At 63.6% G+C, this 21,976-nt stretch carries 21 protein-coding genes; 8 read left to right on the top strand and 13 right to left on the bottom strand.

The genetic code is table 11. The features are described from left to right. The first annotated feature begins 62 nt into the window (after positions 1-62). From EJ066_RS00780 to EJ066_RS00770, 3 genes are all read left to right on the top strand, one after another. On the top strand, positions 63-956 hold the full coding sequence (locus EJ066_RS00780) for a branched-chain amino acid aminotransferase (RefSeq protein ID WP_126034367.1): 894 nt from the start codon (positions 63-65) through the stop codon (positions 954-956). Positions 957-1,102: 146 nt separating this feature from the next. Further along, the gene (locus EJ066_RS00775) at positions 1,103-1,420 is read left to right on the top strand and encodes a hypothetical protein (RefSeq protein WP_126034366.1); all 318 of its coding nucleotides are present in this window, start codon (positions 1,103-1,105) and stop codon (positions 1,418-1,420) included. A 196-nt stretch (positions 1,421-1,616) separates the two neighbouring features. Continuing rightward, a complete protein-coding gene (locus EJ066_RS00770; RefSeq protein WP_126034365.1) occupies positions 1,617-2,258 on the top strand; it encodes an MBL fold metallo-hydrolase in 642 nt (213 codons plus the stop codon). 168 nt (positions 2,259-2,426) lie between these two features. On the opposite strand, the gene EJ066_RS00765 is transcribed toward EJ066_RS00770, so the two are convergent. The 3 genes from EJ066_RS00765 to EJ066_RS00755 all read right to left on the bottom strand — a co-directional run bounded on the left by EJ066_RS00765 (position 2,427) and on the right by EJ066_RS00755 (position 3,750). After that, entirely contained in the window at positions 2,427-2,846 is a 420-nt protein-coding gene (locus EJ066_RS00765) for a BA14K family protein (RefSeq protein WP_126034364.1), read from the bottom strand. Between the two features lie 220 nt (positions 2,847-3,066). Then, positions 3,067-3,279, bottom strand: coding sequence for a cold-shock protein (locus EJ066_RS00760; protein WP_006202521.1), 213 nt, complete (start codon positions 3,277-3,279; stop codon positions 3,067-3,069). Positions 3,280-3,537: 258 nt separating this feature from the next. Next, the gene (locus EJ066_RS00755) at positions 3,538-3,750 is read right to left on the bottom strand and encodes a cold-shock protein (RefSeq protein WP_023799871.1); all 213 of its coding nucleotides are present in this window, start codon (positions 3,748-3,750) and stop codon (positions 3,538-3,540) included. Between the two features lie 525 nt (positions 3,751-4,275). Here EJ066_RS00755 and EJ066_RS00750 point away from each other — a divergent pair. Continuing rightward, positions 4,276-4,677, top strand: a complete 402-nt coding sequence (locus EJ066_RS00750; protein ID WP_126034363.1) for a Kazal-type serine protease inhibitor — start codon at positions 4,276-4,278, stop codon at positions 4,675-4,677. Positions 4,678-4,787: 110 nt separating this feature from the next. On the opposite strand, the gene EJ066_RS31220 is transcribed toward EJ066_RS00750, so the two are convergent. Then, positions 4,788-5,075, bottom strand: a complete 288-nt coding sequence (locus EJ066_RS31220) for a hypothetical protein (RefSeq protein ID WP_189644586.1) — start codon at positions 5,073-5,075, stop codon at positions 4,788-4,790. A 96-nt stretch (positions 5,076-5,171) separates the two neighbouring features. On the opposite strand from EJ066_RS31220, the gene EJ066_RS00740 reads away from it, so the two are divergent. Beyond that, positions 5,172-6,806: a sulfotransferase gene (locus tag EJ066_RS00740; RefSeq protein ID WP_126034362.1), complete on the top strand. Its 1,635-nt coding sequence runs from the start codon at positions 5,172-5,174 to the stop codon at positions 6,804-6,806. Between the two features lie 294 nt (positions 6,807-7,100). Here the strand turns inward: EJ066_RS00740 and EJ066_RS00735 are convergent, their stop codons facing one another. From EJ066_RS00735 to EJ066_RS00705, 6 genes are all read right to left on the bottom strand, one after another. After that, the gene (locus EJ066_RS00735; RefSeq protein ID WP_126034361.1) at positions 7,101-7,454 is read right to left on the bottom strand and encodes a DUF1428 family protein; all 354 of its coding nucleotides are present in this window, start codon (positions 7,452-7,454) and stop codon (positions 7,101-7,103) included. 10 nt (positions 7,455-7,464) lie between these two features. Then, positions 7,465-7,893: a glyoxalase/bleomycin resistance/extradiol dioxygenase family protein gene (locus EJ066_RS00730; protein ID WP_126034360.1), complete on the bottom strand. Its 429-nt coding sequence runs from the start codon at positions 7,891-7,893 to the stop codon at positions 7,465-7,467. Between the two features lie 119 nt (positions 7,894-8,012). Beyond that, positions 8,013-8,198 carry a hypothetical protein gene (locus EJ066_RS00725; RefSeq protein WP_126034359.1) on the bottom strand — a complete coding sequence of 62 codons (186 nt, stop codon included), beginning with the start codon at positions 8,196-8,198 and terminating at the stop codon, positions 8,013-8,015. Positions 8,199-8,325: 127 nt separating this feature from the next. Next, entirely contained in the window at positions 8,326-9,855 is a 1,530-nt protein-coding gene (locus EJ066_RS00720; RefSeq protein WP_126034358.1) for an ABC-F family ATP-binding cassette domain-containing protein, read from the bottom strand. A 544-nt stretch (positions 9,856-10,399) separates the two neighbouring features. Further along, entirely contained in the window at positions 10,400-13,552 is a 3,153-nt protein-coding gene (uvrB, locus tag EJ066_RS00710; protein WP_126034357.1) for an excinuclease ABC subunit UvrB, read from the bottom strand. 112 nt (positions 13,553-13,664) lie between these two features. Then, the gene (locus EJ066_RS00705; protein WP_126034356.1) at positions 13,665-14,918 is read right to left on the bottom strand and encodes a hypothetical protein; all 1,254 of its coding nucleotides are present in this window, start codon (positions 14,916-14,918) and stop codon (positions 13,665-13,667) included. A gap of 318 nt (positions 14,919-15,236) precedes the next feature. Between EJ066_RS00705 and EJ066_RS00700 the strand changes: the two genes are divergently transcribed. From EJ066_RS00700 to EJ066_RS00690, 3 genes are all read left to right on the top strand, one after another. Then, positions 15,237-16,286, top strand: a complete 1,050-nt coding sequence (locus EJ066_RS00700; protein WP_126034355.1) for a CapA family protein — start codon at positions 15,237-15,239, stop codon at positions 16,284-16,286. A gap of 89 nt (positions 16,287-16,375) precedes the next feature. Further along, positions 16,376-17,347, top strand: coding sequence for a DUF3137 domain-containing protein (locus EJ066_RS00695; RefSeq protein ID WP_126034354.1), 972 nt, complete (start codon positions 16,376-16,378; stop codon positions 17,345-17,347). A 42-nt stretch (positions 17,348-17,389) separates the two neighbouring features. After that, complete coding sequence (locus tag EJ066_RS00690; protein WP_245455053.1) at positions 17,390-19,009, top strand: FAD-binding oxidoreductase; 1,620 nt, start codon at positions 17,390-17,392, stop codon at positions 19,007-19,009. A 7-nt stretch (positions 19,010-19,016) separates the two neighbouring features. Here the strand turns inward: EJ066_RS00690 and EJ066_RS00685 are convergent, their stop codons facing one another. From EJ066_RS00685 to EJ066_RS00675, 3 genes are all read right to left on the bottom strand, one after another. Further along, positions 19,017-19,523: a hypothetical protein gene (locus tag EJ066_RS00685; RefSeq protein ID WP_126034353.1), complete on the bottom strand. Its 507-nt coding sequence runs from the start codon at positions 19,521-19,523 to the stop codon at positions 19,017-19,019. A gap of 166 nt (positions 19,524-19,689) precedes the next feature. Next, positions 19,690-20,820, bottom strand: coding sequence for a hypothetical protein (locus EJ066_RS00680; RefSeq protein ID WP_126034352.1), 1,131 nt, complete (start codon positions 20,818-20,820; stop codon positions 19,690-19,692). Positions 20,821-20,826: 6 nt separating this feature from the next. After that, positions 20,827-21,261, bottom strand: coding sequence for a DUF4383 domain-containing protein (locus EJ066_RS00675; protein ID WP_126034351.1), 435 nt, complete (start codon positions 21,259-21,261; stop codon positions 20,827-20,829). Positions 21,262-21,976: the final 715 nt, after the last annotated feature.

The raw sequence follows: 21,976 nt of genomic DNA, 5'->3' as shown, positions 1-21,976 counted from the left end.
CACGGTGCGGCTGACACGCAACGACACAATAATATGCGGGCGGCCGCCCGCGGGAGGTTACCATGACATCCGTTCCCTTTGACCAAATGGATGGCTTTATCTGGATGAACGGCGAGTTCGTCGAATGGGCCAACGCCAAGATCCACGTGCTGACCCATGGTCTGCACTACGCCAGCGCGGTGTTCGAGGGCGAGCGCGCCTATGGCGGCGAAATTTTCAAACTAACCGACCACAGCGAGCGCCTGCATGAATCGGCACGCCTGCTCGGCTTCAAGATTCCCTATTCGGTCGCCGAGATCGACGACGCCTGCCGTACGCTGTTGAAAAAACAGGGGTTCCAGGATGCCTATGTCCGGCCGATCGCCTGGCGCGGCAGCGAACAGATGGGCGTTTCGGCGCAAAACAACCGGATCAACTGCGCCATCGCCATCTGGCAGTGGCCGAGCTATTTCGATCCGGCACAGAAGCTGAAGGGCATCCGTCTCGATCTGGCCGAATGGCGCCGCCCCGATCCGCGCACCGCGCCGTCGAAATCGAAGGCTGCCGGCCTCTACATGATCTGCACCATGTCCAAGCATGCGGCCGAAGCCAAGGGCTATGCCGACGCCATGATGCTCGACTGGCGTGGCCAGGTTGCGGAAGCGACGGGCGCCAACATCTTCTTCGTCAAGGACGGCAAGATCCACACACCCACGCCCGATTGCTTCCTCGACGGCATCACCCGCCGTGCGGTCATCGGTCTTGCCAAGGATCGCGGCTTCGAGGTGATCGAGCGCGCCATCATGCCGGAAGAGCTCGAAGGCTTCCAGCAGTGCTTCCTCACCGGGACGGCGGCCGAGGTGACGCCGGTTTCCGAGATCGGCCCGTACCGATTCGAGGTGGGTGAAATCGCCAAGACATTGATGAACGACTATTCTGCGGCCGTTCAACCCAACCACGCGATCGCCGCAGAATAACGAAAGTCACAGCTTTTTTTAACAAGCAGGGGCGGTTTTCGGGCCGCCCCTTTTATTTAAGCACTTCTGCATTTGACTTTCGCCCAATTCCGCGTCTCATCTTGGTGTCGGCCCGGGAGGCTGGCAGCTAAGGAGGGACTGGTAATATGGACATGAACACGCTTCTTCCGATCATTATTCAGGTGATTACGGGTATCATCGGTGGTCAGGCGGTGGGCGCGGCGCTGAAGACAGCGGCAATGGGTCAGCTCACCAAAATCCTGGGCGGCGCCGTTGGCGGTGTTGGCGGTGCGGCCATCCTCGGCAGCCTGCTCGGCGGTGGCGCGGTCGATCCGGCTGCGGCCGCAGCGGCAACGAGCGGGTTGGGCAGCGCGCTGAATCTGCAAAACATCATCGGCGGTGCCGGTGGTGGCGCCATTCTGACGGCCATCATCGGCGCGGTCATGAATGCGATGAAGAAGTAAGCTTGGCGGTTTTGGGTTTTTCGCATGGGCGGCTTCGGCCGCCCATTTCGTTTTTGCCATTGCCGCGACCGGTTTGTTCGAGCATTGGATTTTCCAAACCGGCTCCCGCCCACGGGGCAGGCCTTGGGCGCTCGGCGACGGTGGACGCTGTAGGCATGAGCCTCTACATCAAGGGCGACACAGCGAAAGGACGATCATGGGTCAGCTCAATGCCGGTATCGTGCCGGTCACGGCCTTCCAGCAAAACTGCACCATCCTCTTCGACATGGACGACAGACAAGGCGTCGTCGTCGATCCGGGCGGCGACATCGACAAGGTGCTGGCAGCGCTGAAGGACAATGCGATCGACGCCGGCGCGATCTGGATCACGCATGGTCATATCGACCATGCCGGCGGCGCGATGGAGTTGAAGGAGGCGCTTGGCATCGAAATCATCGGCCCGCACGAAGCCGATCGTCCATTGCTCGCCAATCTCGAGAACCAGGCGAAACGCTACGGCATCACCGATCCCGTGCGCAACTGCGTGCCCGACCGCTTTCTCAGCGAAGGCGAGACCGTCTCGTTCGGCCAGCACGCGTTCGAGGTCTTTCATTGCCCCGGCCACGCGCCCGGCCATGTCGTCTACTACAATCGTGCCGCGAAGTTCGCCCATGTCGGCGACGTATTGTTCCGCGGCTCAGTCGGGCGCACCGATCTGCCGGGTGGCGACCACGCCGCGCTGATCGCCTCGATCAAGGACAAGCACTTGCCGCTCGGCGACGACATCGGCTTCATCTGCGGCCATGGTCCCGGCGGCCGCTTCGGCGAGGAGCGCCGGACCAATCCATTTCTCATCTGAAGCCGGCCCGGCTGCAGCGCAAAATTGATCGCGAAGAAAAAAGCGCTGGTCTTTCGGACAGCGCTTTTGGTTGGGGCAGGGGAGCTTTAAAGCGCTTCGCGCTTTAAAGTCTTGTCCTGGTGCATGTCGTTATCCCAAAACCGCTATGCACTTTTGGGCGACATGCATCTAGTTGGCGGTGCAGAAATGCTGTTCGCCGTCATAGCCGGTGAACGTGCCGGTGCGGGCATTGAACGTGCGATAGCGGTCCGAACAGTATTCATACCAGCCACGGGTCCAAGGCTCGGCGTAGCCGTCATTGTAGACGACCCGCGGTTGGGCGTAGTAGCGGCGCACCGGGGCCTGCCGCGGGTAGCGATTGTAATCGTCATAGCCGGGATCGTAGTAGCTGGGCTGCGGGTTGTTGAGCGCGCCAACGATCAGGGCGCCGGCCGCGAGGCCAAGGACGCCTGCCGCGATCGCGTCGCCATTGCCACGATGGTGGTGCCGGTGGTGGCGCCACTCACCAGCGCTGGCCGCCGGCAAGGTCGCAAGCGTGGTCGCGACAATCGCGGCTGACAGGATAGCGGTCTTGAAAATTCGGTTCATGTCGGTCTCCTTCGTTCCGGCCCGCGTAATCTGGGGATGCGGTCCGGCTTTACCGAAGACTAATAGGCGACCGTGGCTGAACGGGGGCTGAACGAAATTGGCAGGTTGAGACCAGTCGACATTCATCGATCAGGCACGGCGCGACCAACAAATACCCGCACGCTCACCAAGGAGCGGACCTGCCCCGCAAGGGCCTGTCCGATGCTGTCTCGAGTTCGGCTTAGCCGATCGACAGGTTGACGGCTTTCGGACCCTTGCCGCGCTTGTCCGGCTCGGTGTCGAATGTTACCTTCTGCCCATCCTCAAGACCGGGAAGACCCGACGCCTGCACGGCCGAAATATGGACGAAGACATCCTTCGCGCCATCATCCGGCGTGATGAAGCCGAAGCCTTTGGCATGATTGAAGAATTTGACGGTGCCGGTCTGCGGCATGGGAAGCTCCTTTGATCCCATCAAGTCCAGTCTCGGGCCGGCAAATGCCCGAGTGGAAATTTGTCCTTTATTTTAGCGTCATCGGCAAGAGAAAGTTTTTGCGAACATTGGCTTGCCTCCCGGGCACGAAAAAGGCGCGACGAAAACCGCCGCGCCTTCGAAAACTCGGATCCGGCGCTGAAAGCCGGTTCAAGGCGTTTGGAGCGCCCTCGGATACGTTCCTGCGCACGCTCGAGTGGACATGCGCGAGCCGACGGCTCAGTCCGCGCGGAGATTGACCGCCTTCGGTCCCTTGCCCATGCGGTCGGGCTCGACGTCGAAGGTGACCTTCTGGCCATCGACGAGCGTGCGCAGGCCCGAAGCCTCGATCGCGGAGATGTGGACGAACACGTCCTTGGCGCCGTCATCTGGCGTGATGAAGCCGAAGCCTTTGGTAGCGTTGAAGAATTTAACGGTGCCGGTCTGGGCCATTGGGGAAACTCCTTCACCCGTGTCAGTCTTGTGGTTTGCCCGCCGCCTGGCGCCGTGGGCAAGTCCCGGTGGTTGCTTCGGCAGTCATGCATTGGCGCATGATCAAAACCCCTCGCCGAAAAACGGGGCCGTCAGAGATTCACAATGTATCGGGGAAAGGTCGTCCAAAACGTTCCGCTCTCCGGGTCGCAAATGCCCGAACGCAAAATTTATCGCACGGAAACGTGGTGGTTGCAAGGTAGCGCCGCGGGCCGCCTTATAGGCGCACTCCGACGCACGGTATCGATAGACTTGGGTCCTTGCCCGGTCATCGGCCAAAGCCCGGCCACGCATGGTCCAGCGCGCTGGGGCGGCTTGCAAACAGGGGTTGCATTTGGCGGTGGAATAGCGAGGATCGGCGTGGAGGGGCGTTTTGCACTTTCTTGTGCATGTCGTTATCCCAACCGCTGCGCACCCTCGGGTCGGGCCCGCGGGCGTGCTTTTGGGTGACATGCATTGGAGCGGGGGCTCGAGGGAGCTATAGTCATGAAGTTTCTTGCGGCAATCTTCTCGCGGCAGGGTTTTACCATCCTGTTGCTGTCGGCAGTTCTTGCAGCTTGTACCGCGGTGGTGGTGGATGAAGGACCGGGGTACCGCCCGCCAAGGCCCGGGCCGCAATACTGCACCAGGCAGTATGATCCGGTCTGCGCCCGGCGCGGTGGCGACCGCCAGACCTTCGCCAATGCCTGCCTTGCCGAGCGGGCTGGGTACCGCATCATCCGCGGCGGCCAGTGCCGCGACGACGGCGGTTATGGCGAGGAGCAGACGTTCTGCACGCGCGAGTATGCCCCGGTCTGTGCAAGCCGCCGGGGCCGGCTGCGCACCTTCCCCAACGCATGCGAGGCCCGCGCCGCCGACTATCGCATCGTCGACAATGGTCCCTGCTGAGAGGCTGGGGTCCCTGCTGAGGGGCTGGTTTCCTCTCCGTTTCCGGACGGGGGTCTCCGGACGGGGAGGGGCGGGCAGATGAGGTGACGCTTGCGCGGCGCCTCAGGGCGCTAGCCCTTGGACTTCGGCTTCAAACCGGCTTCCGCCTGCTTGACGGCCGAGCCGAAGGGCGAGGCCGGCTTTGCCACCGCCTTGTCCTTCTTGGGCTTGCGTGTCTCGCGGTTGCTCAGCGCGTTCGATGCGGAGCGTTCGTCGATCCAGGATGTTGCGCGGAAGCCTATTCGCACGGTCTCAAGAACATGTATGTGCTGACCCAGGCCGATTTCCGGTAAGCTGGCCTGCGAACCCTTGAACCTGACGCGCCAATGGCCTAGATCGCGGCAGGCGGACAAAAACACGGCAGGTTTCCCATCAACAGAGATCAGAGAAGACCGGCAGGCGCTGGCGCTAAATTCGGCTCAGGCGGACAGCCGCCGCTGGGGCTCGACCAGCGCGTGCAGCAGGCGCTGCAACTGCATCAGGCCGGGCGCCGGCAGGAAGCCGAGATGCTCTACCGGCAGGTGCTTGCGCAAAAGGCCAATCACGCGGCGGCGGCGCATTTCCTCGGGCTTCTGCTGCACCAGACCGGGCGCAGCGCCGAAGGGCTCGATCTCCTCGAACAGTCGGTGCGCCTGCAACCCAAGAATCCGGATTTCCTCAACAATTTCGGCACAGTTATGCGCGATCTCGGCCGCGTCGCGGCGGCCATCGATTTCTTCCGCGGCGCGGTGGATATCCGGCCGGACCAGCTCGCGGCGCGCGACAATCTCAGCTCCTCGCTGAAGCAAATGGGACAGTTCGAGGGCGCGGAGGAGATCTATCGCGGCACCATCGGCCGCAATCCGTTCCATGTCCGCGCCCGCATCGGGCTTGCCGAAACGCTGCAGGAGGCCGGGCGGCTCGACGAGGCGCTCACCGTCTTCCGCGAAGCATTGGCGATCCGGCCGAAGGACGCCGATTTGCTGCACGGGCTGGGCGTCGGACTGATGGAGAAGGGCAGCCTCGCTGAAGCTGCGGAGCATTTCCGCCAGGCGCTGGCGGTCGATCCCGGCATGGCCAGGGCCTGGCTGATGCTCACTCAGGTCAAGCGCCAGCAGGAGCGCGACGCTGAGCTTGCCGGGATGGAGGCGCAGCACGCCAAGGCGCCCGAAGGCAGCCTGGCGCGGATGCAGCTTTCGTTCGGCCTCGGCAAGGCCAATGACGATCTGAAGGATTATGGCCGTGCCTTCGACTATTTCTCCGAAGGCAATGCGATCCGCCGCAAGGGCATCGACTATGATGCGGGCAGGACGCGCGCCGAGTTCGAAGCGATGAAGGCGGTGTTCGACAAGGCGTTCTTCGACGAGCACAGACCGAGCGGGATAGCCGACGACACACCGATCTTCGTCGTCGGCATGCCGCGCTCCGGCACCACGCTGGTCGAACAGATCATAGCCAGCCATCCCCAGGTCTATGGTGCGGGCGAGCTCGGCATATTGAAGACGGCGGTGGGAAAACAGTTTCCGCCGGGCATGAAGGGCGGCTTTCCCCAGGGGATCGCCGACATGTCCGACAAGGTCTATGCCGAGGCCGGCCAAGCCTATCTAGACCTGCTGCACGCCCGCTATCCGGGTTTCCGGCACGTCACCGACAAGATGCCCGGCAATTTCCTTTTGGTCGGCTTCATCCACCTGATGCTGCCCAAGGCCAAGATCATCCACTGCGCGCGCGATGCGGCGGCGACGTGCCTGTCGATCTACAAGGTGCATTTCCGCGGCGACAGCCACCGCTATGGCTACGACCTCGGCGAGCTCGCCGATTTTCACAATCTCTACACCGACATCATGGCGCATTGGCATTCCGTCTTGCCTGGTGTCGTGCACGATGTGCGCTACGAGGATTTCGTCGCCGACCAGGAAGGGCAGACGCGGGCGCTGCTCGCCCATCTCGGTCTGCCATGGGACGATGCGGTGCTGTCGTTCCACGAGACCAACCGGCCGGTGCGCACGGCCTCGGCGGCGCAGGTGCGCCAGCCGATGTATAAGGGCTCGGTCGATCTGTGGAAACGCTATGGCGACCGGCTCAAGCCGCTGCTGGACAGGCTGAACTAGCACACAGGTCGCCAATTGGCCGAAGCGCCAGAACTCGTCATCCACGGGCGGAGCGGCCGCGAAGCGGCGTCGCGAAGACCCGAGGATCCATGCCGTGACCTCGCGCGAAGGGTAAAGGCGGCGCAGAACAGAGGTCGTTCTGCACCGCCGTGACGCTTATAGATAACGGCATGGATCCTATGGTCTGCGCCGTGTCGCTTCGCTCCTTGCTTCGCCATAGGATGACGACATCACGAGCGTTTCGGCCAGTCGCAAAGGGTTGCAATCTGCCAACCCTGTTGTTGCGCCAGCTCCTCAAAGCTCCATGAACGGCTGAAAGCCGCCGAAGATCATGCGCTTGGCGTCGAACGGCATCGCCGACCAGTCGGAGTCCATGCGTGGGTCGGCCATCACCTTGGCCATTACCGCATCGCGGCTCTGCCGCGATTCATAGACGACCCATGAGAAGACGACGATTTCGTCGTCCTTGGCCTGCACGGCGCGCGGGAACGAGGTCAGTTCGCCGTAGGGCACGTCGTCGCCGATGCATTCGACATAGGCGAGCGCGCCATGCTCCATCCAGACAGTGCCGCCTGTCTGCGCCATTTTCTTGTAGGCATCGAGATTTGCCTTGGGTACGGCGAGAACGAAACCATCGACATAGGACATTGTGCTTCTCCTATGCCTTTTTCACCGGCGCGTTCATCGCCCACTCGACGCCGAACGGATCGGTCAGCTGACCCCAGCGGTCGCCCCAGAACATCACCTGCAGCGGCGTGCCGACTTTGCAGCCGGCGTCGACGGCCCGCTGCCACCAGGCGTCGATATCGTCGCTGCGCAGATGCAGCTGCATGGTGAAGCCCTGCGGCTTCACCGCGGCCATTCCGTGCTCGGGATAGAAGTCGGAAATCATCAAGGTCGAACCGTTGATGTGGAGATGGATGTGCATCGTCCGCCCCTTCTCATCCGGCGGGTAGAAGAAGACCTGCTCGGCGCCGAAGGCCTTCTGATAGAATTCTGAAGCCTTGAACGCGCCGTCCAGTTGAAGGTAGGGCGTCAATCCGCCGAGGACTTTCGCGGCAGGCTGGGTTTGGGGCTGATCGTTCATCTCTGTTCCTCCTTGATACCGGGTTTTGCCGTTGCGGCCATTCGCAGGACGAATGAGGCGGCGGCGATCCTACACCGTCGACGCGCTTTTTTAATGCCGGGACCAGATGCGCCGGGCCGTTATCTTGCCTCGGACAAGGAGATTGCGATCCGGGGGCTGTTTTGCGCGTCGACGACGATTTCCGGCCAGCCGATGTCCTTGCGCAATTCGATCGGCAATGAAAGGAGCGCGCGCTCGCTGCGGTAACGGGCGCGGGCCGCCGAGTAACGGGTCGCGATGCGACCTATGGATGACAGAATAGACATGATGCTCTCTCCTCGATTGGCGCCGGCATCACCGTGTCGGCAACCCAAGGACGTGGCGCGCGGCCATGATCCGACAGGCCGGCGAATTTTTTTGCCGCAAGACTGGCGGACCGGCGTTCGCAACTGTTCAGCCACCCGTCCCGGCGACCTCCCGGAAAAAATCCTCCGGGTCGTCGACCTCGGTCAGCCGCCGCCTTTCGATCAGCCAGAAGCGGTTGCCGATCGCCCTGATGAAGGAGCGGTCGTGCGAGGCGAGCACGCAGCTTGCCTCATGAGCGAGCAGTTCCGTTTCCAGCGCTTCCTGGCCGTCAATGTCGAGATGGTTGGTCGGCTCGTCGAGCAGGTAGAAATTGGGATTGGCGAGCCTGAGCGCCAGCATCATCAGCCGCGCCTTCTGCCCGCCCGACAGCACGCCGATCCTGCGACCCTGCATCTCGACGCTGACGCCAGCACCGGCCAGCAGTGAACGGGCGCGCTGCTCGCCGACATCGAATCTGCGCGAGAGCATCGCCAGCGGCGTGTCGTCGCCGCTGATGCCCGACAGCGCCTGGTCGCTGTAGCCGAGCACCGTCGACGGCGTCACCTTCACGCGGTGCGCCGCCCTGTCCGGTTCGACGATGGCGTTCCTGATCAGGCCGATCAGCCATGACTTGCCGACGCCGTTGCGGCCGAGCAGCACGATGCGGTCGCCCTGGCAGATGTGGCGCTTGCCGGTCCTGAACAGCAGCATGCCATCGGGCGTTTCAACCGCCACATCGTCGAGCGTGATCAGCACCTTCGCATGGGTGCCGCGATTGGCGAGCTTGATCGCGCCCGCTGATTTCTCGCGGTGCGCGGCTGCTGCTGCTTCTTCCAGCCGCTCCGCCCGCTGGTTGAGCTGCTTGGTCTTGACCGTCAGGAGGTCGCTGCCCGAATTGATGCCGATGTTGTTGAGCTTGGCCGCCTGCCGGCGCAATTGCTGCGCCACCTTCATGTCGCGCTGGAACTTGCGCTCCGTCGAGGCGTCGACTTCGCTCAACGCATCGCGTGCCCGCGAATAGGGCAGCGAGAACACCGGCGACTGTTCCGGGCGCAGGAACAGCGTCCGGTTGGTCGTCGCGTCGAGGAATGCCCGGTCGTGGCTGGCGACTACCACCGGCACCTCGCGCGGCAGCGCGTTCAGCCAGGTTTCGAGCTGACCGATCTTGGCGAGGTCGAGATGGTTGGTCGGCTCGTCGAGAAGCAGGACGTCGGGATCGGTGACCCAGACGCGGGCGATCAGCGCCAGCCTTTGCCAGCCGCCGCTCAAGGCCCGCATCGGCCGTTCACGCATCGGCTCAGGTACGTCGAGGGAGTCGAGCACCACGTCGACGCGCCACAGCTCGCTTTCGACTTGCTCGGCCGGCAAGGCGTCGGCCACCACCTGATGGAAGCTGCGTTCGGCCAGTTCAGCGGGAACGGCTTGCTCGACATGGCCGACGCGCAGGCCGCGCGTGCGGATGATGTCGCCTGATGTCGGCTCCATTTCGCCGGTCAGGCACTTCAGCAAAGTGGACTTGCCGCGGCCGTTGGCGGCGACGATGCCGAGCCGGTCGCCGGCGCCGATGGTGAGGTCGAGGTTGGAGAAGAGCGGCGCACTCATGGTGACGCCGAGGGACTTCAGGCTGATCATTGCCATTTGGATTTCTCTGGTCTTGCCGGAGCCCGGCTCAATGCACTTTGACGGTGCGCGTGCTGGCCACCAGGCTAAGCGTTGCGGCACCACGAAGGGCAGACCAAAAAATCGAAGCGGGAAAAACCCGGACCGTCCCTGGTCAGCCCTGCAGGCAAGCTCGCAGGGCAGGGACAGGGCCGCGCTGACGGTGGTGGTCGAAAGTCACGCAGCCCTCCTTTCAAGACGTTCGAGTTGGGGAATTGGCTACACCAGGGAGGGGCCGATAGCAAGTGCCACACCCCTCCCGTCCGGGCAGTCGCTTCAGACAGATAACAACCCATGCGTGGAGGCAATTGACCATCAATGTCGGTGCTGCCCCTCATCTGCCTGCCGGCATCTTCTCCCCGTATAGAGACGGGGAGAAGGGCGCCTTCGCTGACGGTTTCGCCAATCTCCAGCGTTGCGGAAAGGGTGCCGAGGTTGCGGCCAGCGGGCTTCTCCCCGTTTACGGGGAGAAGGTGCCGGCAGGCGGATGAGGGGCAGCGCGACCTGAAGCGATTGCCCGGTCCTACCGTCCAGGCCGCCCTGTCTTGCCGGGACGGCGCTTCTCACGGCGGGCGTCGGCCGGATCCTCGTAGGAGCCGATACCACTGCGCTGGCGGACGATTGGCTTCGCGGAATCGTCGCGTTCCTTCGCGCCCCCCTCTGTCCTGCCCTCTTTGCCACCACTTGGCATCTGCCCCACAATGGGGAAGATCGGCTGTGGCTTGGCCGGCACTTTTCCCTCAACAGGCTTTTCGGTCCGGCGCACCGTCATCTCGTCGAGCGAGTTCTTCTTGAACAGGCGCTTGGTCGGCTCTCCGGGAATGCCGAAATCGGAACCGTGCGCCTCCTCGGCTGATTGTTTCTTGAACAGCGAGCGCGATACCGCCCCGGCTGGAGTCTGCATATCGGTGCCCGGACCCATGGCGTCGAGCGAGGGTTTGGCGAAGAGCGGCTTCTTGACCGGCACGGCGCCGTCGGCGCCCATCTCGTCGAGATGCGGCTTGCGGAAGAGACTCTTGCCGTCATCGTCGACCGTCCGGTGCACCGCGCGGCCCTTGTTGTGCTTGCCCTTTTCGCGGCCCGAAACCGGGCTTTCCATGTCGGCATATTTGGCCAGTGGGTCGTCGGAGATGGACAGTTCCATCTCGCGCAGCCGCTTGATCTCGTCGCGGATGCGGGCGGCCTTCTCGAAGTCGAGATTGGCGGCGGCGTCGCGCATCTGCTTGTCCATCGCGTCGAGATGGGCTTTCAGATTGTTGCCCATCATCGCGCCGGCGCTGTCGGTGAACTGCGAGATGTCGGCGCGGACATGGTCCTTCTCGTAGACCGAGTCGAGGATGTCGGAGATGCGCGACTTGACCGATTCCGGGGTGATGCCGTTGGCCGCGTTCCATTCCATCTGCTTTTCGCGACGGCGGTTGGTCTCGGCCATCGCCCGCTCCATCGAGCCGGTGACCTGGTCGGCATAGAGGATGACCTTGCCATCGACATTGCGCGCGGCGCGGCCGATGGTCTGGATCAGCGAGGTTTCGGAGCGCAGGAAGCCCTCCTTGTCGGCATCGAGGATGGCGACGAAACCGCATTCGGGGATGTCGAGGCCTTCGCGCAGCAAATTGATGCCGACCAGCACGTCGAAGGCGCCGAGGCGCAGGTCGCGCAGGATCTCGATGCGCTCCAGCGTGTCGATGTCGGAATGCATGTAGCGGACGCGGATGCCCTGCTCGTGCAGGTACTCGGTCAAATCCTCGGCCATGCGCTTGGTCAGCACGGTGACCAGCGTGCGGTAGCCGGCTTTTGTCGTGTCGCGGATTTCGCCGACGACATCGTCGACCTGGGTCTTGGCCGGGCGCACCTCGACCGGCGGGTCGATCAGGCCGGTCGGGCGGATGACCTGCTCGGCGAAGACGCCGCCGGACTGTTCCATCTCCCAGCCGCCGGGCGTCGCCGAAACCGCGATGGAAAGCGGGCGCATGGCGTCCCATTCCTCGAAGCGCAGCGGCCGGTTGTCCATGCAGGACGGCAGGCGGAAGCCGTATTCCGCCAGCGTCGCCTTGCGGCGAAAGTCGCCGCGGTACATGCCGCCGATCTGCGGTACGGTGACATGGCTTTCGTCGACGAAGACCAGCGCGTTATCGGGGATGTACTCGAACAGCGTCGGCGGCGGATCGCCCGGCTGGCGGCCGGTGAGATAGCGCGAATAGTTCTCGATGCCGGCGCAGGAGCCGGTCGCTTCCAGCATCTCCAGGTCGAAGCGGGTGCGCTGTTCCAGCCGCTGCGCCTCGAGCAGGCGGCCGGCCCGTTCGAGCTCCTGCAGGCGATGCTTCAGCTCTTCCCTGATCGACTTGATGGCCTGGTTCAGCGTCGGGCGCGGCGTGACATAGTGCGAATTGGCGTAGATCTTGACGCTTTTCAGCTCGCCGGTCTTCTGGCCGGTGAGCGGGTCGAACTCGGTGATCGCCTCGATCTCGTCGCCGAACAGCGAGATGCGCCAGGCGCGGTCCTCAAGGTGGGCCGGAAAAATCTCGATCGTGTCGCCGCGCACGCGGAACGAGCCGCGGACGAAGTTGACGTCCTGCCGCTTGTATTGCTGCGCGACGAGGTCGGCGAGCAGCGCGCGCTGGTCGAGCCGGTCGCCGATCTGCATCTGGAAGGTCATCGCCGTGTAGGTCTCGACCGAGCCGATACCGTAGATGCAGGACACCGAGGCAACGATGATGACGTCGTCGCGCTCCAGCAGCGAGCGCGTCGCCGAATGGCGCATGCGGTCGATCTGCTCGTTGATCGAGGATTCCTTCTCGATGAAGGTATCGGTACGGGGCACATAGGCTTCCGGCTGATAGTAGTCGTAGTAGGAGACGAAATACTCGACGGCGTTTTCCGGAAAGAATTTCTTGAACTCGGAATAGAGCTGCGCGGCGAGCGTCTTGTTGGGGGCGAGGATCAAGGCGGGGCGCTGCGTCTCCTCGATCACCTTGGCCATGGTGAAGGTCTTTCCCGAGCCGGTGACGCCGAGCAGCACCTGAGTGCGGTCGTTGTCGTCGACGCCTTCGACCAGATCCTTGATTGCCGTCGGCTGGTCGCCCGCCGGCTCGAAATCAGACACCATCCTGATGGCGATGCCGCCTTCGGATTTTTCCGGCCGGGCCGGGCGGTGCGGCGTCCACAGCACGCCGTCCTTGTGCAGCGGATTGCCGGATTCGATCAGCGCCGACAGCGCGGCGACGGTGGCGGTGACGCCGCCGGAGGCCATGGTCTCGGCTTCTTCCAACGAGATATCGAGGCCGGCGACCGGGTTGAGGCCCGCCGCGGTGCGCTCCCTGGCCGACGCCGCGCCACCCATCGAGGTGCCGCGTGCCGTGCGGCCGGGGGAGGCGGAGCGCCCGGGGATTTTTTTCGCCGCCTTCGGCGATTTGCCGCCGTCCTTGCCACCATTCTTGTCGGAAACGACTTGGCGTCCTTCCTTCTCGGCTTCCTGCTCGATCTGCTCGGCCCAATCGGCGATCGAACCGGTCAGCGGCGCGCCGGAGAATTCGGCCTGCGGCGCCTCGGCGAAGCCGCCCTTGTGCAGCGGCTCGGACGCATCGAGGAAATCGGTCAGCGGGCTGCGCCGCTTGGGCGGCGAAGCGCGATCGTCACGCGCCGGTGGCGGCGTGTTTTTATCGGGAAGTTTGGCCATGCCCCGAATATGGGAGGTATCGGCCAAAATGGAAAGAGCGGAGTGGCGAGGGACGCGGGACGAAAAGAAGCTGCTGACACAAGGGTGTCAGGAGCGATGTCGAAACACGCCCTCAGTTGAACCACAGCGCAAAGGTCAAGAATCCGGCACCGCCGAACTGGCGCTGGATCTGGTCGAGCTCCTCGCCGGTGAGGATCTTTCCGCTCTCGAGATAGGGCGCGATGGCCGGGCCGGTGATCGACAGCACCAGGTCGAAAGGTTTTGGTTCGTCGAAGAAGCGCTTCATGTCGATGCCTTTGTCGGCGATGCGGAAATGCGGCAGCAAGGTGCGGCCTTCGAGCAGATCCTCGGCCATATCAAGCGCGGCGTGCCAGGCCTGGACCTGCTCTTCGCCGACTTCCAGGCCGGTGAGCGGGCTGGCGCCTTTCTGCTGCGGGCCGGGCAGCCATTCACGGTCGTTGTCGGTCTCGGCGCGGATCGCCTTCCAGTCCTCACGCGACAGCCGGATCATTTCCATGAGATGGCGGCGCGCCGCCTGCCGGCGCTCCGGCTCGACCACTGGCCAGTTGACAAGATGAACCAGCGAAATGAAGTCGGCGATGCGCCATTCGGCCGACAGCATGCCGCCACCCATGCCGCCGTCCGGCGGAACGAGCGTGTCCTGCAGCGGCAGCTTGGCGCGCGGGAACAGCATGTGGAACGAGCCGTCGAAGGCGTTCCTGAAATCATGCGCCAGCCAGAAATCCGCTTGCGCCATCAGGAATTCGGCATAGCCCTGCAGCCAGTAGCCATCGGCGCGGTCGAAGCGGAAGGTGAGGGCGGGCGCGGCGGCGTCCGGCGTGACCCCTCCACCTGACAGAGACGCCATGATCGCGGCCGCACTTTCGTCCGGCGCGATCTGGCCGTCCTCGTTGAGATCGATGCCGACACGGGTGAGGTCGACCTCCATGCCAATATCGGCATCGGCAGGCACGGACCCAAGCGTGGCGGCGGACTTTTCCAGCCGGTCGCGGAAGGCGACCAGGATAGCGCGGAAGCCGTCATAGGTCAGCGGTTGAGGATCGGGATTTTCCGGCACCGGCAGCCGCATCAGCGGCAGCACCAGGGATTGCGGGCTTTCGAAACCATGGCGGTGAAGGCCGCCGGCCAGGATTTCCAGCGCGGTGAAGAACTCACCGGCGCCGGCGGCATAGGCGGCCGCGGGGTCACCGGGCGCGGCGGCCTCGAGCGCGGTGAGCGTGCTGTCGCGCTCCGCCACGGTTCTTGCCTCGAACAGGGCGGCCGGTTCGGGGGCTGCGGCACCGGCGGAAGCAACCGGCAGCAGCAGAATAAGGGCGGATGCCAGCAGGCTCGAAAATCGCGTCATCTAGGTCTTCCTCCAGTATTCCACGCCGACCATGCATGCATTTCTGCATGGCGCCTGTGGGTTATTTGTGGCCCTGCCATGAGCCCTCGAACGGTTTGATATGCCAAGGTGAAGGTGCGCAAGCCTGCTGTTCATCGCCTTGTGAAGGAATAGCGCCGAAGCCTGAAATGAAAAACCCGCCTCGACGGGCGGGTCGTTGGCGCAAATCAGCACCATGAATAAATTCCTAGCATAACTGCCGTCACCTGTCAAGTTGAAACTCTTCGCTATGGCAGGCACATCGTCTACCTTGGCCGTTCATTCCGGTACAGGTTGCGCGTGTCGAACTATCCGCTCTCCTACAAATTGTCGTGGCTGCCGCGCTTCCTCCGGCCTTCGCTCGGCGGCGATCGACAAGGCTTTGCGCCGGCGGCCGCAGCGACGATGGAGCCGCCGGCCAGCGCGGTGCGACTGGCCTTTGTCGGCGATATCTCCGCGGTGGCCAATCGCAGAGCGCCGGAGTGCGATCCGGCGATCAAGGCGCTGCTCGGCTCCGCCGACCTGGTGATCGGCAATTGCGAAAGCCCGGTGGTGGAGCGACCGAGCGCGGCGATGGGCACGACGCTCGGCACCCATCATGCCATGACAGAGCGGTTTCTCGCCGAGGCGCTGGCCGCCGTCGGCATCCCGCATGAGAAACTGGTTTTGTCGCTCGCCAACAATCATGTGCTCGACCAGGGCGTCGAGGGGTTCGACGAGACGGTTGCGGCGCTGAAACGGCTCGGCATCCGCACCATCGGTACCGCCGCCGACGGTCCGGTCGAGCGCCTTGCGGTCGGGCCGCTGACGATAGGCTTTGCCGCCTTCACGCTGTGGCGCAATGCCGACGCGGCGGCGTTCGCGAGCCGGGCGTCGATGCAGGGCGACCCGGCTCAATGGCCGCGCGGCGCCGCCGACGGTGTCGATCTCGTCTGCGCGGTGCCGCATTGGGACTGGGAGTTCCGGCATTTTCCGCGAGGCGAGACGCGGGCACTGGCACGGCGTTTGGCCGCGCAAGGCGTCGGGCTGATCGCCGGCCATCATGCCCATGTCGTGCAGCCGGTGGAACGGATCGGCAAGGCGCTCGTCGCCTATGGGCTCGGCGATTTCCTCGGCACGGCCTTTGCGCGCCAGCCATGGCCCGGCCGCATCGGGGGCATCCTGACCGTCGATATCAGCGCCGACGCCGGCACGCGGGGCGCCATTGCCGCCTACCGGCTGCACGCCTTCATGCGGCTGCGGGAGGGCGGGCATGAGCGGCTGGTTCCGGTTGAGGCGCTGAAAAGCCGAATGCGCGGCAAGGTCGAGGGTCGGTTGAAAGCGATCTTCCCACAAGAGGAGAACGGATAGCCAACGCCGGCGCCCATCCGACAGGCGACTTTCCCGCAAAAGCAGCTATCATACCTGACGCGGCCAGGTTTTCGACGGCGGGGGTGGCGATGGAAACAGCGGATTTCATGCCTGATGAAGCTGACATCGCCGGCATCAAGAGAAATCTCGAGGCCTATGAGGCCGGGAGGGCTTTGGCCTACCGGCAAGTCCGCTGGCGGGTGCCGCTGTTCGTCGGGCTGGTGCTGGTGTTCGTGGCGCTGGTCGCCTGGCTCTTCAACACGGTCGCCGATCCCAACGAGCAATGGGTCTCGACGCCGCATGTGTTGCTCTATGTCGTCGGGTTCGTAGCGGCGATCCTGCTCTATTTCCAGGCGATCAAGCCAGCGAGCAAATTGCAGCAATCGTACCGCAAGACCCTGCTGCCGATCGCCTTCGGCTTCATCAGGGATATTCGCTACGAGCATGACGTGACGCCGAATTCGTTCGGCCGGCTGCCGCGCGAGACGATCGGCACGTTCAACACCAAGCGCTTCGACGACATCGTGTCCGGCCGCTACGAGGGATTTCCGTTCGAGCTTTACGAAGCCGATCTCCGGCAAGGCACCGGCAAGAGCGAAACGACCGCGTTCAAGGGCGTCGTCGTCGCCTTCGAGACCATCGTGCCGTTCCCCGGCATATTGGTGGCGACGCGCCGGACAAATGCGGTCGTCGGCTTTTTCCGCGGCATCTTCGCCGGCAAGATGCAGGAACTGTCATGCGGCGTGCCGGAACTCGATGCGGCCTACGACTTCCGCACCGACAATGTCGAGGCGGCGCAGCCGCTGGTGAGCGGCCGGCTGGCGCAGGCTCTGACATGGCTAGGCGAGACATGGCCTGATGATCCGGCGCGGGTTGCGCTCAACGGCAGCGACGGTTTTCTGCTGTTGCCGCAGACGAAGAATTTCTTCGGGCTGCCTGATATCTCCGTGCCGATCGACTACGCCAAGCATGTCGCGCCGATGATATCAGACATGGGCGCGATCCTGGCGACGGCGGCGCTGGTGCGCAAGATCGGGGCGAAGGACGAGGCGGCGGGTTAGCCGGATCGAGGCGTCACCCTTGGGATGGGCAGTGGGAGCATCATGATAGAGCAAAAAGGATTTCGCCTGTCGCGGCGGCTGCTGCTTGGTGCGGCCGTCGTCGGCGGCGCCATGCTGTGGGGCGGGACGACGGTGGCGCGGCTGGCGCGCGGCCCGTCGGGGCAGAAGAATGCTGGACGCATCGCCGACATAGACGGCATTTCCTTGCCGCTGAGGCCGCTGGAGAACGCGCCGGCCCATGATCCATCGCTGCCATGGTCGGCCAAAGGCGGCGACATCAACGATGCCAGCGGCCTGTCGATGACGCCGGTCTATGGCGTGGTCGAAGTGCGCGAGGAAGACCACGTCGCCAAGGCATTGGCCTTCGCCCGCGCCAACGGCTTGAAAGTGTCGGTGGCCGCGGTGCGCCATTCGATGGGCGGCCACGCCTTCGACGACAATGCGCTGGTGCTCGACATGCGCGCCTTCAACAAGGTGACGGTCGACACGGCGGCGAAGACGATGACCCTGCAGCCGGGTGCGTGCTGGCACGATATCCAGAACCTGCTGCATCCGCGCTTCGCGGTGAAGGCGATGCAGTCGACCGACATCTTTTCGGTCGGCGGATCGCTGTCGGTCAACGCGCATGGAATGGACCATCAGTCCGGCTCGGTGGCGAGCTCGATCCGCTCGATGCGGGTGATGCTGGCCGACGGGTCGGTGACGAGTTGCACGCCGACCGAGAATGCCGAACTGTTCCGCCATGTCGTCGGTGGTTACGGCCTGTTCGGCGTGGTGCTGGAGGCGACGCTCGACATCGTCGACAACGCCGTCTACCGGACCTCGCGCGAGATCATCAAATCGGATGATTTCCCGAAATTCTTCGCCGAGGTGCTGGAGCCGAACAAGGATATCGGCCTGTTCTACGGGCACCTGTCGACGGCGCCGGGCAATTTCCTCGAGGACATGATCGTCTACCGCTACGACAAGGTGGCCGACCAGCCGCCGGCCGGGCAGCCGGTCCTCGGCGAACCCGGATCAGTCGAGTTGAAACGGGTGATTATGAACCTGGCGAAATGGGGAGACCTGTTCCAGGAGCTGAAGTGGTTTACCGAAAAGACGCTGGAGCCGAAATTCGAGAGCTGCACGGTGGCGCGGACGGCAGCGATGGGAGAAGGCGAGGCCTGCCTGGTCACGCGCAACAACCCGATGCACGATTCAGTGCCCTATCTGTTCAACGATCTCGTAGACGAAACAGACATATTGCACGAGTATTTCATCCCACGCGCAGCCTACACTCCGTTCATCGCGGAAGCCCGGGAGATCCTGCGCAACCAGTCATTACCGGTGCTCAACGCCTCGGTGCGCATCGTCCACAAGGAGGATGTGGCGCTGAATTACGCGCCGGAACCGGCCTATTCGCTGGTGCTCTACATCAACCAGCCGACAGATGCCGGCGGCAATGCGAAGATGCGCGCACTGACACGGGCGCTGATCGACGTGACGACCAGGCATGGCGGGCGGTTTTTCCTGCCCTACCAGCTGCATTATACGGGCAAGGAACTGCTGGCTTCCTATCCGGAACTGCCGGCCTTCCTGGCGAAGAAGCGGGAGTACGATCCGGAGGAGCTGTTTTCGTCGACCTTCCACCGTGCGATCAAGGCGTTGAGCGGGATGGCCTGAAGGTCACTCACAGACCATCCGGCATCTTCGCCGCCAGCCAACTCGCCGACCGCTTGGCCATGCCGATCGTTGCGGATGCGGCGCGGCCAAGGTCGGTCCTGACCACGGCGTAACCGCTCTGCGTGCGATACAGCACCGCGCGTTCGCCATCGGCCACGGATTCATAGGCGACGGGCAGGGCAGCTTCCGGTTCCGTCGCCGTTGCCTGCGACCCGACAGCGACGCTGGGCCGACGGCTCAATTCCGAGGGAAGCGGGCCGGTCGCGGTCTGCATCGCCGTCGTCAATTCAGGATCGGTCGCGGCAAGCTGCGACGACTGCGTTTGCGTCGTGCGGCAGATGCCGGAGACAAGCGGGTAGTTGAAATTGCGCTCGTGCAACATCTGGCTTTTCATCGCCGCTTCGCAATCGGCGATGGTCGACCACTTGGCCGGCGTCTCGCCGATATATTCGCAAAGCCTGGCGTCGCAGTCGCAGCCGACGATGGTCATGGCGACAAGGGCGTTCTTGATCACGGTCTTGTCCTTCGAGCTACAGCGTTCCTCGCGCGACGGAAAAGATGCGCGGCGCTGGAACGTCTTCAATCGCCGTGGAACAAGGCGGGATTTGGCCGCGATTGCGGAATGAGCGTGGCGAAGCGTTACGGAATGTTTTGGGAGCACCGGCTGTGGCCGAAAAGCCTCAATAGTCGTAGACGTGCTCCAGCCTGGCGCCTGCCTTGGTCAGCGCCGGCAGAGCTGTGTGCAGCTTGCGCACGGCCACGGTCAGGCCGGTGCGGCGCGTGGCTGGCTCTGCCGGAACCTCGTAGCTGAACAGGGCGCGGGCGCCATCGGGAACGGCGATCTCGTCATTGGAGAGCATGGTGACCATGATCTCGTCATTGCCGCCGATCTCGACGAAGGAGACGCCCTTGCCGATCAGGCGCGGGATCATCTGCGTGAACACCTGGTAGCGCCTGGTGACGAAGATCGCGCCGTCGGCACCGTAGTCGCGTTCGAGCAAGGTGTCCGGCTCGTTGCGCGTCGCTTCGCCGACCGGGCCCTTGGCCCAGACGTGGATGTCGAGCATGGCCGGGTCGGACGTGGCGGCCAGCGCCTGTTTGATCAGGTCGGCATAGCCCTGCTTGATCGTATCGGCGAGGCCGAAGGCGAGCTTGCGTTCGCCAGTGCGGACGGCGCCGTCGCCCGGTGCCGGCTCGACGGCAAACAGGCCGGCGCGCTTTTCGGCGTAGGGAAACTCGTACCACGGCACCTGGTCGAGAAAGCCGGCATATTCGCTCGCCACCTTGGCCTGATAGATGTCGACGGCGGCGCGCTTGCCTGATGTCGCCTCGGTGATGCGGCCGACCGTGTTCTCATAGGCCCACTGGATGGCGTGCTCGATCGTATGGCTGATGCCGATGACCGTCAGCATCTGGTGGTTGGCGAGGTTGAATTCGTAGTCGGAGGTGGCGCGGAGGACCATCGCATAGTCCTGCCAGTAGCGGCCGATATACGACCAGTACGGGAAGCCGCTCGGCTGGTTCCTGTCGACGAAACCGGCATAGTCGCGGGCGGCGTAGACGATCGCCCATTCCGGATAGGTGAGCCAGGTCGATTCCTCCGGCCGCTGGTAGCCGGGAATCTCGGCGCGCACCTTGTCGGCCAGCTTCGCCGGCGGGGCGCCGTCGGCGATACCTAGCAGCGGTGCCGTGTCCTGCGACGGCGTGGTCAGGAAGCCATAGGCCAGCCCGGCGATCGGGATGAACACGACGATGACGACCAGCCAGAGGATCGCCTTGACGATGCGCTTTACCAGGCGGAACACGAACATGGCCGGTCAGGCCGCGGCAAAATGGTCGTGCACGCGCTTCGACAGCCGGAAGCCGACATAGACGGCGAAGCCGCCGATGACGAGATGCGGCAGGTTGGCGAAGAAGCGGGCCGGGAATTCGATGTCGTCAAGTGAGCGGAAGCCGTTGATGAAGATGCCGGCGTCGAGGCAGCCGGAACCGGTGATCAGGCCGAGCACGCCGTCGAACAGATAGACCGAGCCGAACAGCTTGAAATAGAACACCGCCTGGCGGTGCGAGATGAAGGCGGCGGCCAGCGCCCAGACGCCGGAGAAGGCGTGCAGAAGATCGTCGTACCATTGCAGCGAGAACAGGCCGAACAGATTGCCGCCGGGGTCGTTGAATGCCGGGATGTAGCCGATGGCGACGACGCCGAAGAACAGCAAGGCATAGGCGACGGCAAGCTTCTGGATCAACGTCATGAAGTATCCCCCTCCAAGTGACGCTAAACGTTAGCTGATTTTGCTGCCAGTTGCAGCCCCAACCGGAAAGACCGTAAAAATTGTGGGGGAATGCCAGGTCAGGGATTCATGACCGAAAAGACAGTCGGCGCCGGGATTTCTCCCAGCGCCTCCCTGTCAGATCAGGACACGGTTGCGGCAGCAACTTCCGTAAAGACGTCGCGCCTTGCCAGCCTTGATGTTGACGGTCCTGCCAGCCACCGCCCAAGGGCAGCGTCCGTTCGGGACCACGCCAGTCTCCACCCTTGCGAGCTTCTTCCAGCGTGCCATCGAAGGTTTTCGCCGTCCTTCATGGCAGCATCGGTCCGCCGTTGGCGTTCGCACGCTTTCCGCGGCCCCGTAGGTCTCGGCGTCCCTCCTCAAACAGGCAAGCCTGCTGTCATTGGGGCCGTACGGGCCTCAGGAAATCCGCCGTTTCGCTTTGCCTTTCGGCTTGGCGATTGGTAGCCGCCTGAGATGGGTTGAATATACGCCGGATAAGCTTTTGGCGAAACAGCCGCGGGCCTGTGGATAGCGGGATTATCGGGGACCAAGTTCGGCGGCGGAGCATTTTTCTCGACCAGACGCCGCCGCGGGCGCTGGCACGGCCCATACCATTTCTGTGGCGAACCGAGATTGCCGGACAATCGACCTTGCCCCGCCGGCCGGCGCGGGTTTCAATGCCGGCAAAGGATCC

The organism is Mesorhizobium sp. M9A.F.Ca.ET.002.03.1.2 (assembly GCF_003952365.1).
Taxonomy (GTDB): domain Bacteria; phylum Pseudomonadota; class Alphaproteobacteria; order Rhizobiales; family Rhizobiaceae; genus Mesorhizobium.
Note: the sequence above shows the minus strand (reverse complement) of the source record. Positions and strands in the feature narration are given on the sequence as shown.

Bases quoted from the DNA above. Each gene is read 5' to 3' on its own strand.
- EJ066_RS00780 (WP_126034367.1), top strand. From the start codon at position 63: ATGACATCCGTTCCCTTTGACCAAATGGATGGCTTTATCTGGATGAAC.
- EJ066_RS00775 (WP_126034366.1), top strand. From the start codon at position 1,103: ATGGACATGAACACGCTTCTTCCGATCATTATTCAGGTGATTACGGGT.
- EJ066_RS00770 (WP_126034365.1), top strand. From the start codon at position 1,617: ATGGGTCAGCTCAATGCCGGTATCGTGCCGGTCACGGCCTTCCAGCAA.
- EJ066_RS00765 (WP_126034364.1), bottom strand. From the start codon at position 2,846: ATGAACCGAATTTTCAAGACCGCTATCCTGTCAGCCGCGATTGTCGCG.
- EJ066_RS00760 (WP_006202521.1), bottom strand. From the start codon at position 3,279: ATGCCGCAGACCGGCACCGTCAAATTCTTCAATCATGCCAAAGGCTTC.
- EJ066_RS00755 (WP_023799871.1), bottom strand. From the start codon at position 3,750: ATGGCCCAGACCGGCACCGTTAAATTCTTCAACGCTACCAAAGGCTTC.
- EJ066_RS00750 (WP_126034363.1), top strand. From the start codon at position 4,276: ATGAAGTTTCTTGCGGCAATCTTCTCGCGGCAGGGTTTTACCATCCTG.
- EJ066_RS00735 (WP_126034361.1), bottom strand. From the start codon at position 7,454: ATGTCCTATGTCGATGGTTTCGTTCTCGCCGTACCCAAGGCAAATCTC.
- EJ066_RS00730 (WP_126034360.1), bottom strand. From the start codon at position 7,893: ATGAACGATCAGCCCCAAACCCAGCCTGCCGCGAAAGTCCTCGGCGGA.
- EJ066_RS00725 (WP_126034359.1), bottom strand. From the start codon at position 8,198: ATGTCTATTCTGTCATCCATAGGTCGCATCGCGACCCGTTACTCGGCG.
- EJ066_RS00720 (WP_126034358.1), bottom strand. From the start codon at position 9,855: ATGGCAATGATCAGCCTGAAGTCCCTCGGCGTCACCATGAGTGCGCCG.
- uvrB (WP_126034357.1), bottom strand. From the start codon at position 13,552: ATGGCCAAACTTCCCGATAAAAACACGCCGCCACCGGCGCGTGACGAT.
- EJ066_RS00705 (WP_126034356.1), bottom strand. From the start codon at position 14,918: ATGACGCGATTTTCGAGCCTGCTGGCATCCGCCCTTATTCTGCTGCTG.
- EJ066_RS00695 (WP_126034354.1), top strand. From the start codon at position 16,376: ATGGAAACAGCGGATTTCATGCCTGATGAAGCTGACATCGCCGGCATC.
- EJ066_RS00690 (WP_245455053.1), top strand. From the start codon at position 17,390: ATGATAGAGCAAAAAGGATTTCGCCTGTCGCGGCGGCTGCTGCTTGGT.
- EJ066_RS00680 (WP_126034352.1), bottom strand. From the start codon at position 20,820: ATGTTCGTGTTCCGCCTGGTAAAGCGCATCGTCAAGGCGATCCTCTGG.
- EJ066_RS00675 (WP_126034351.1), bottom strand. From the start codon at position 21,261: ATGACGTTGATCCAGAAGCTTGCCGTCGCCTATGCCTTGCTGTTCTTC.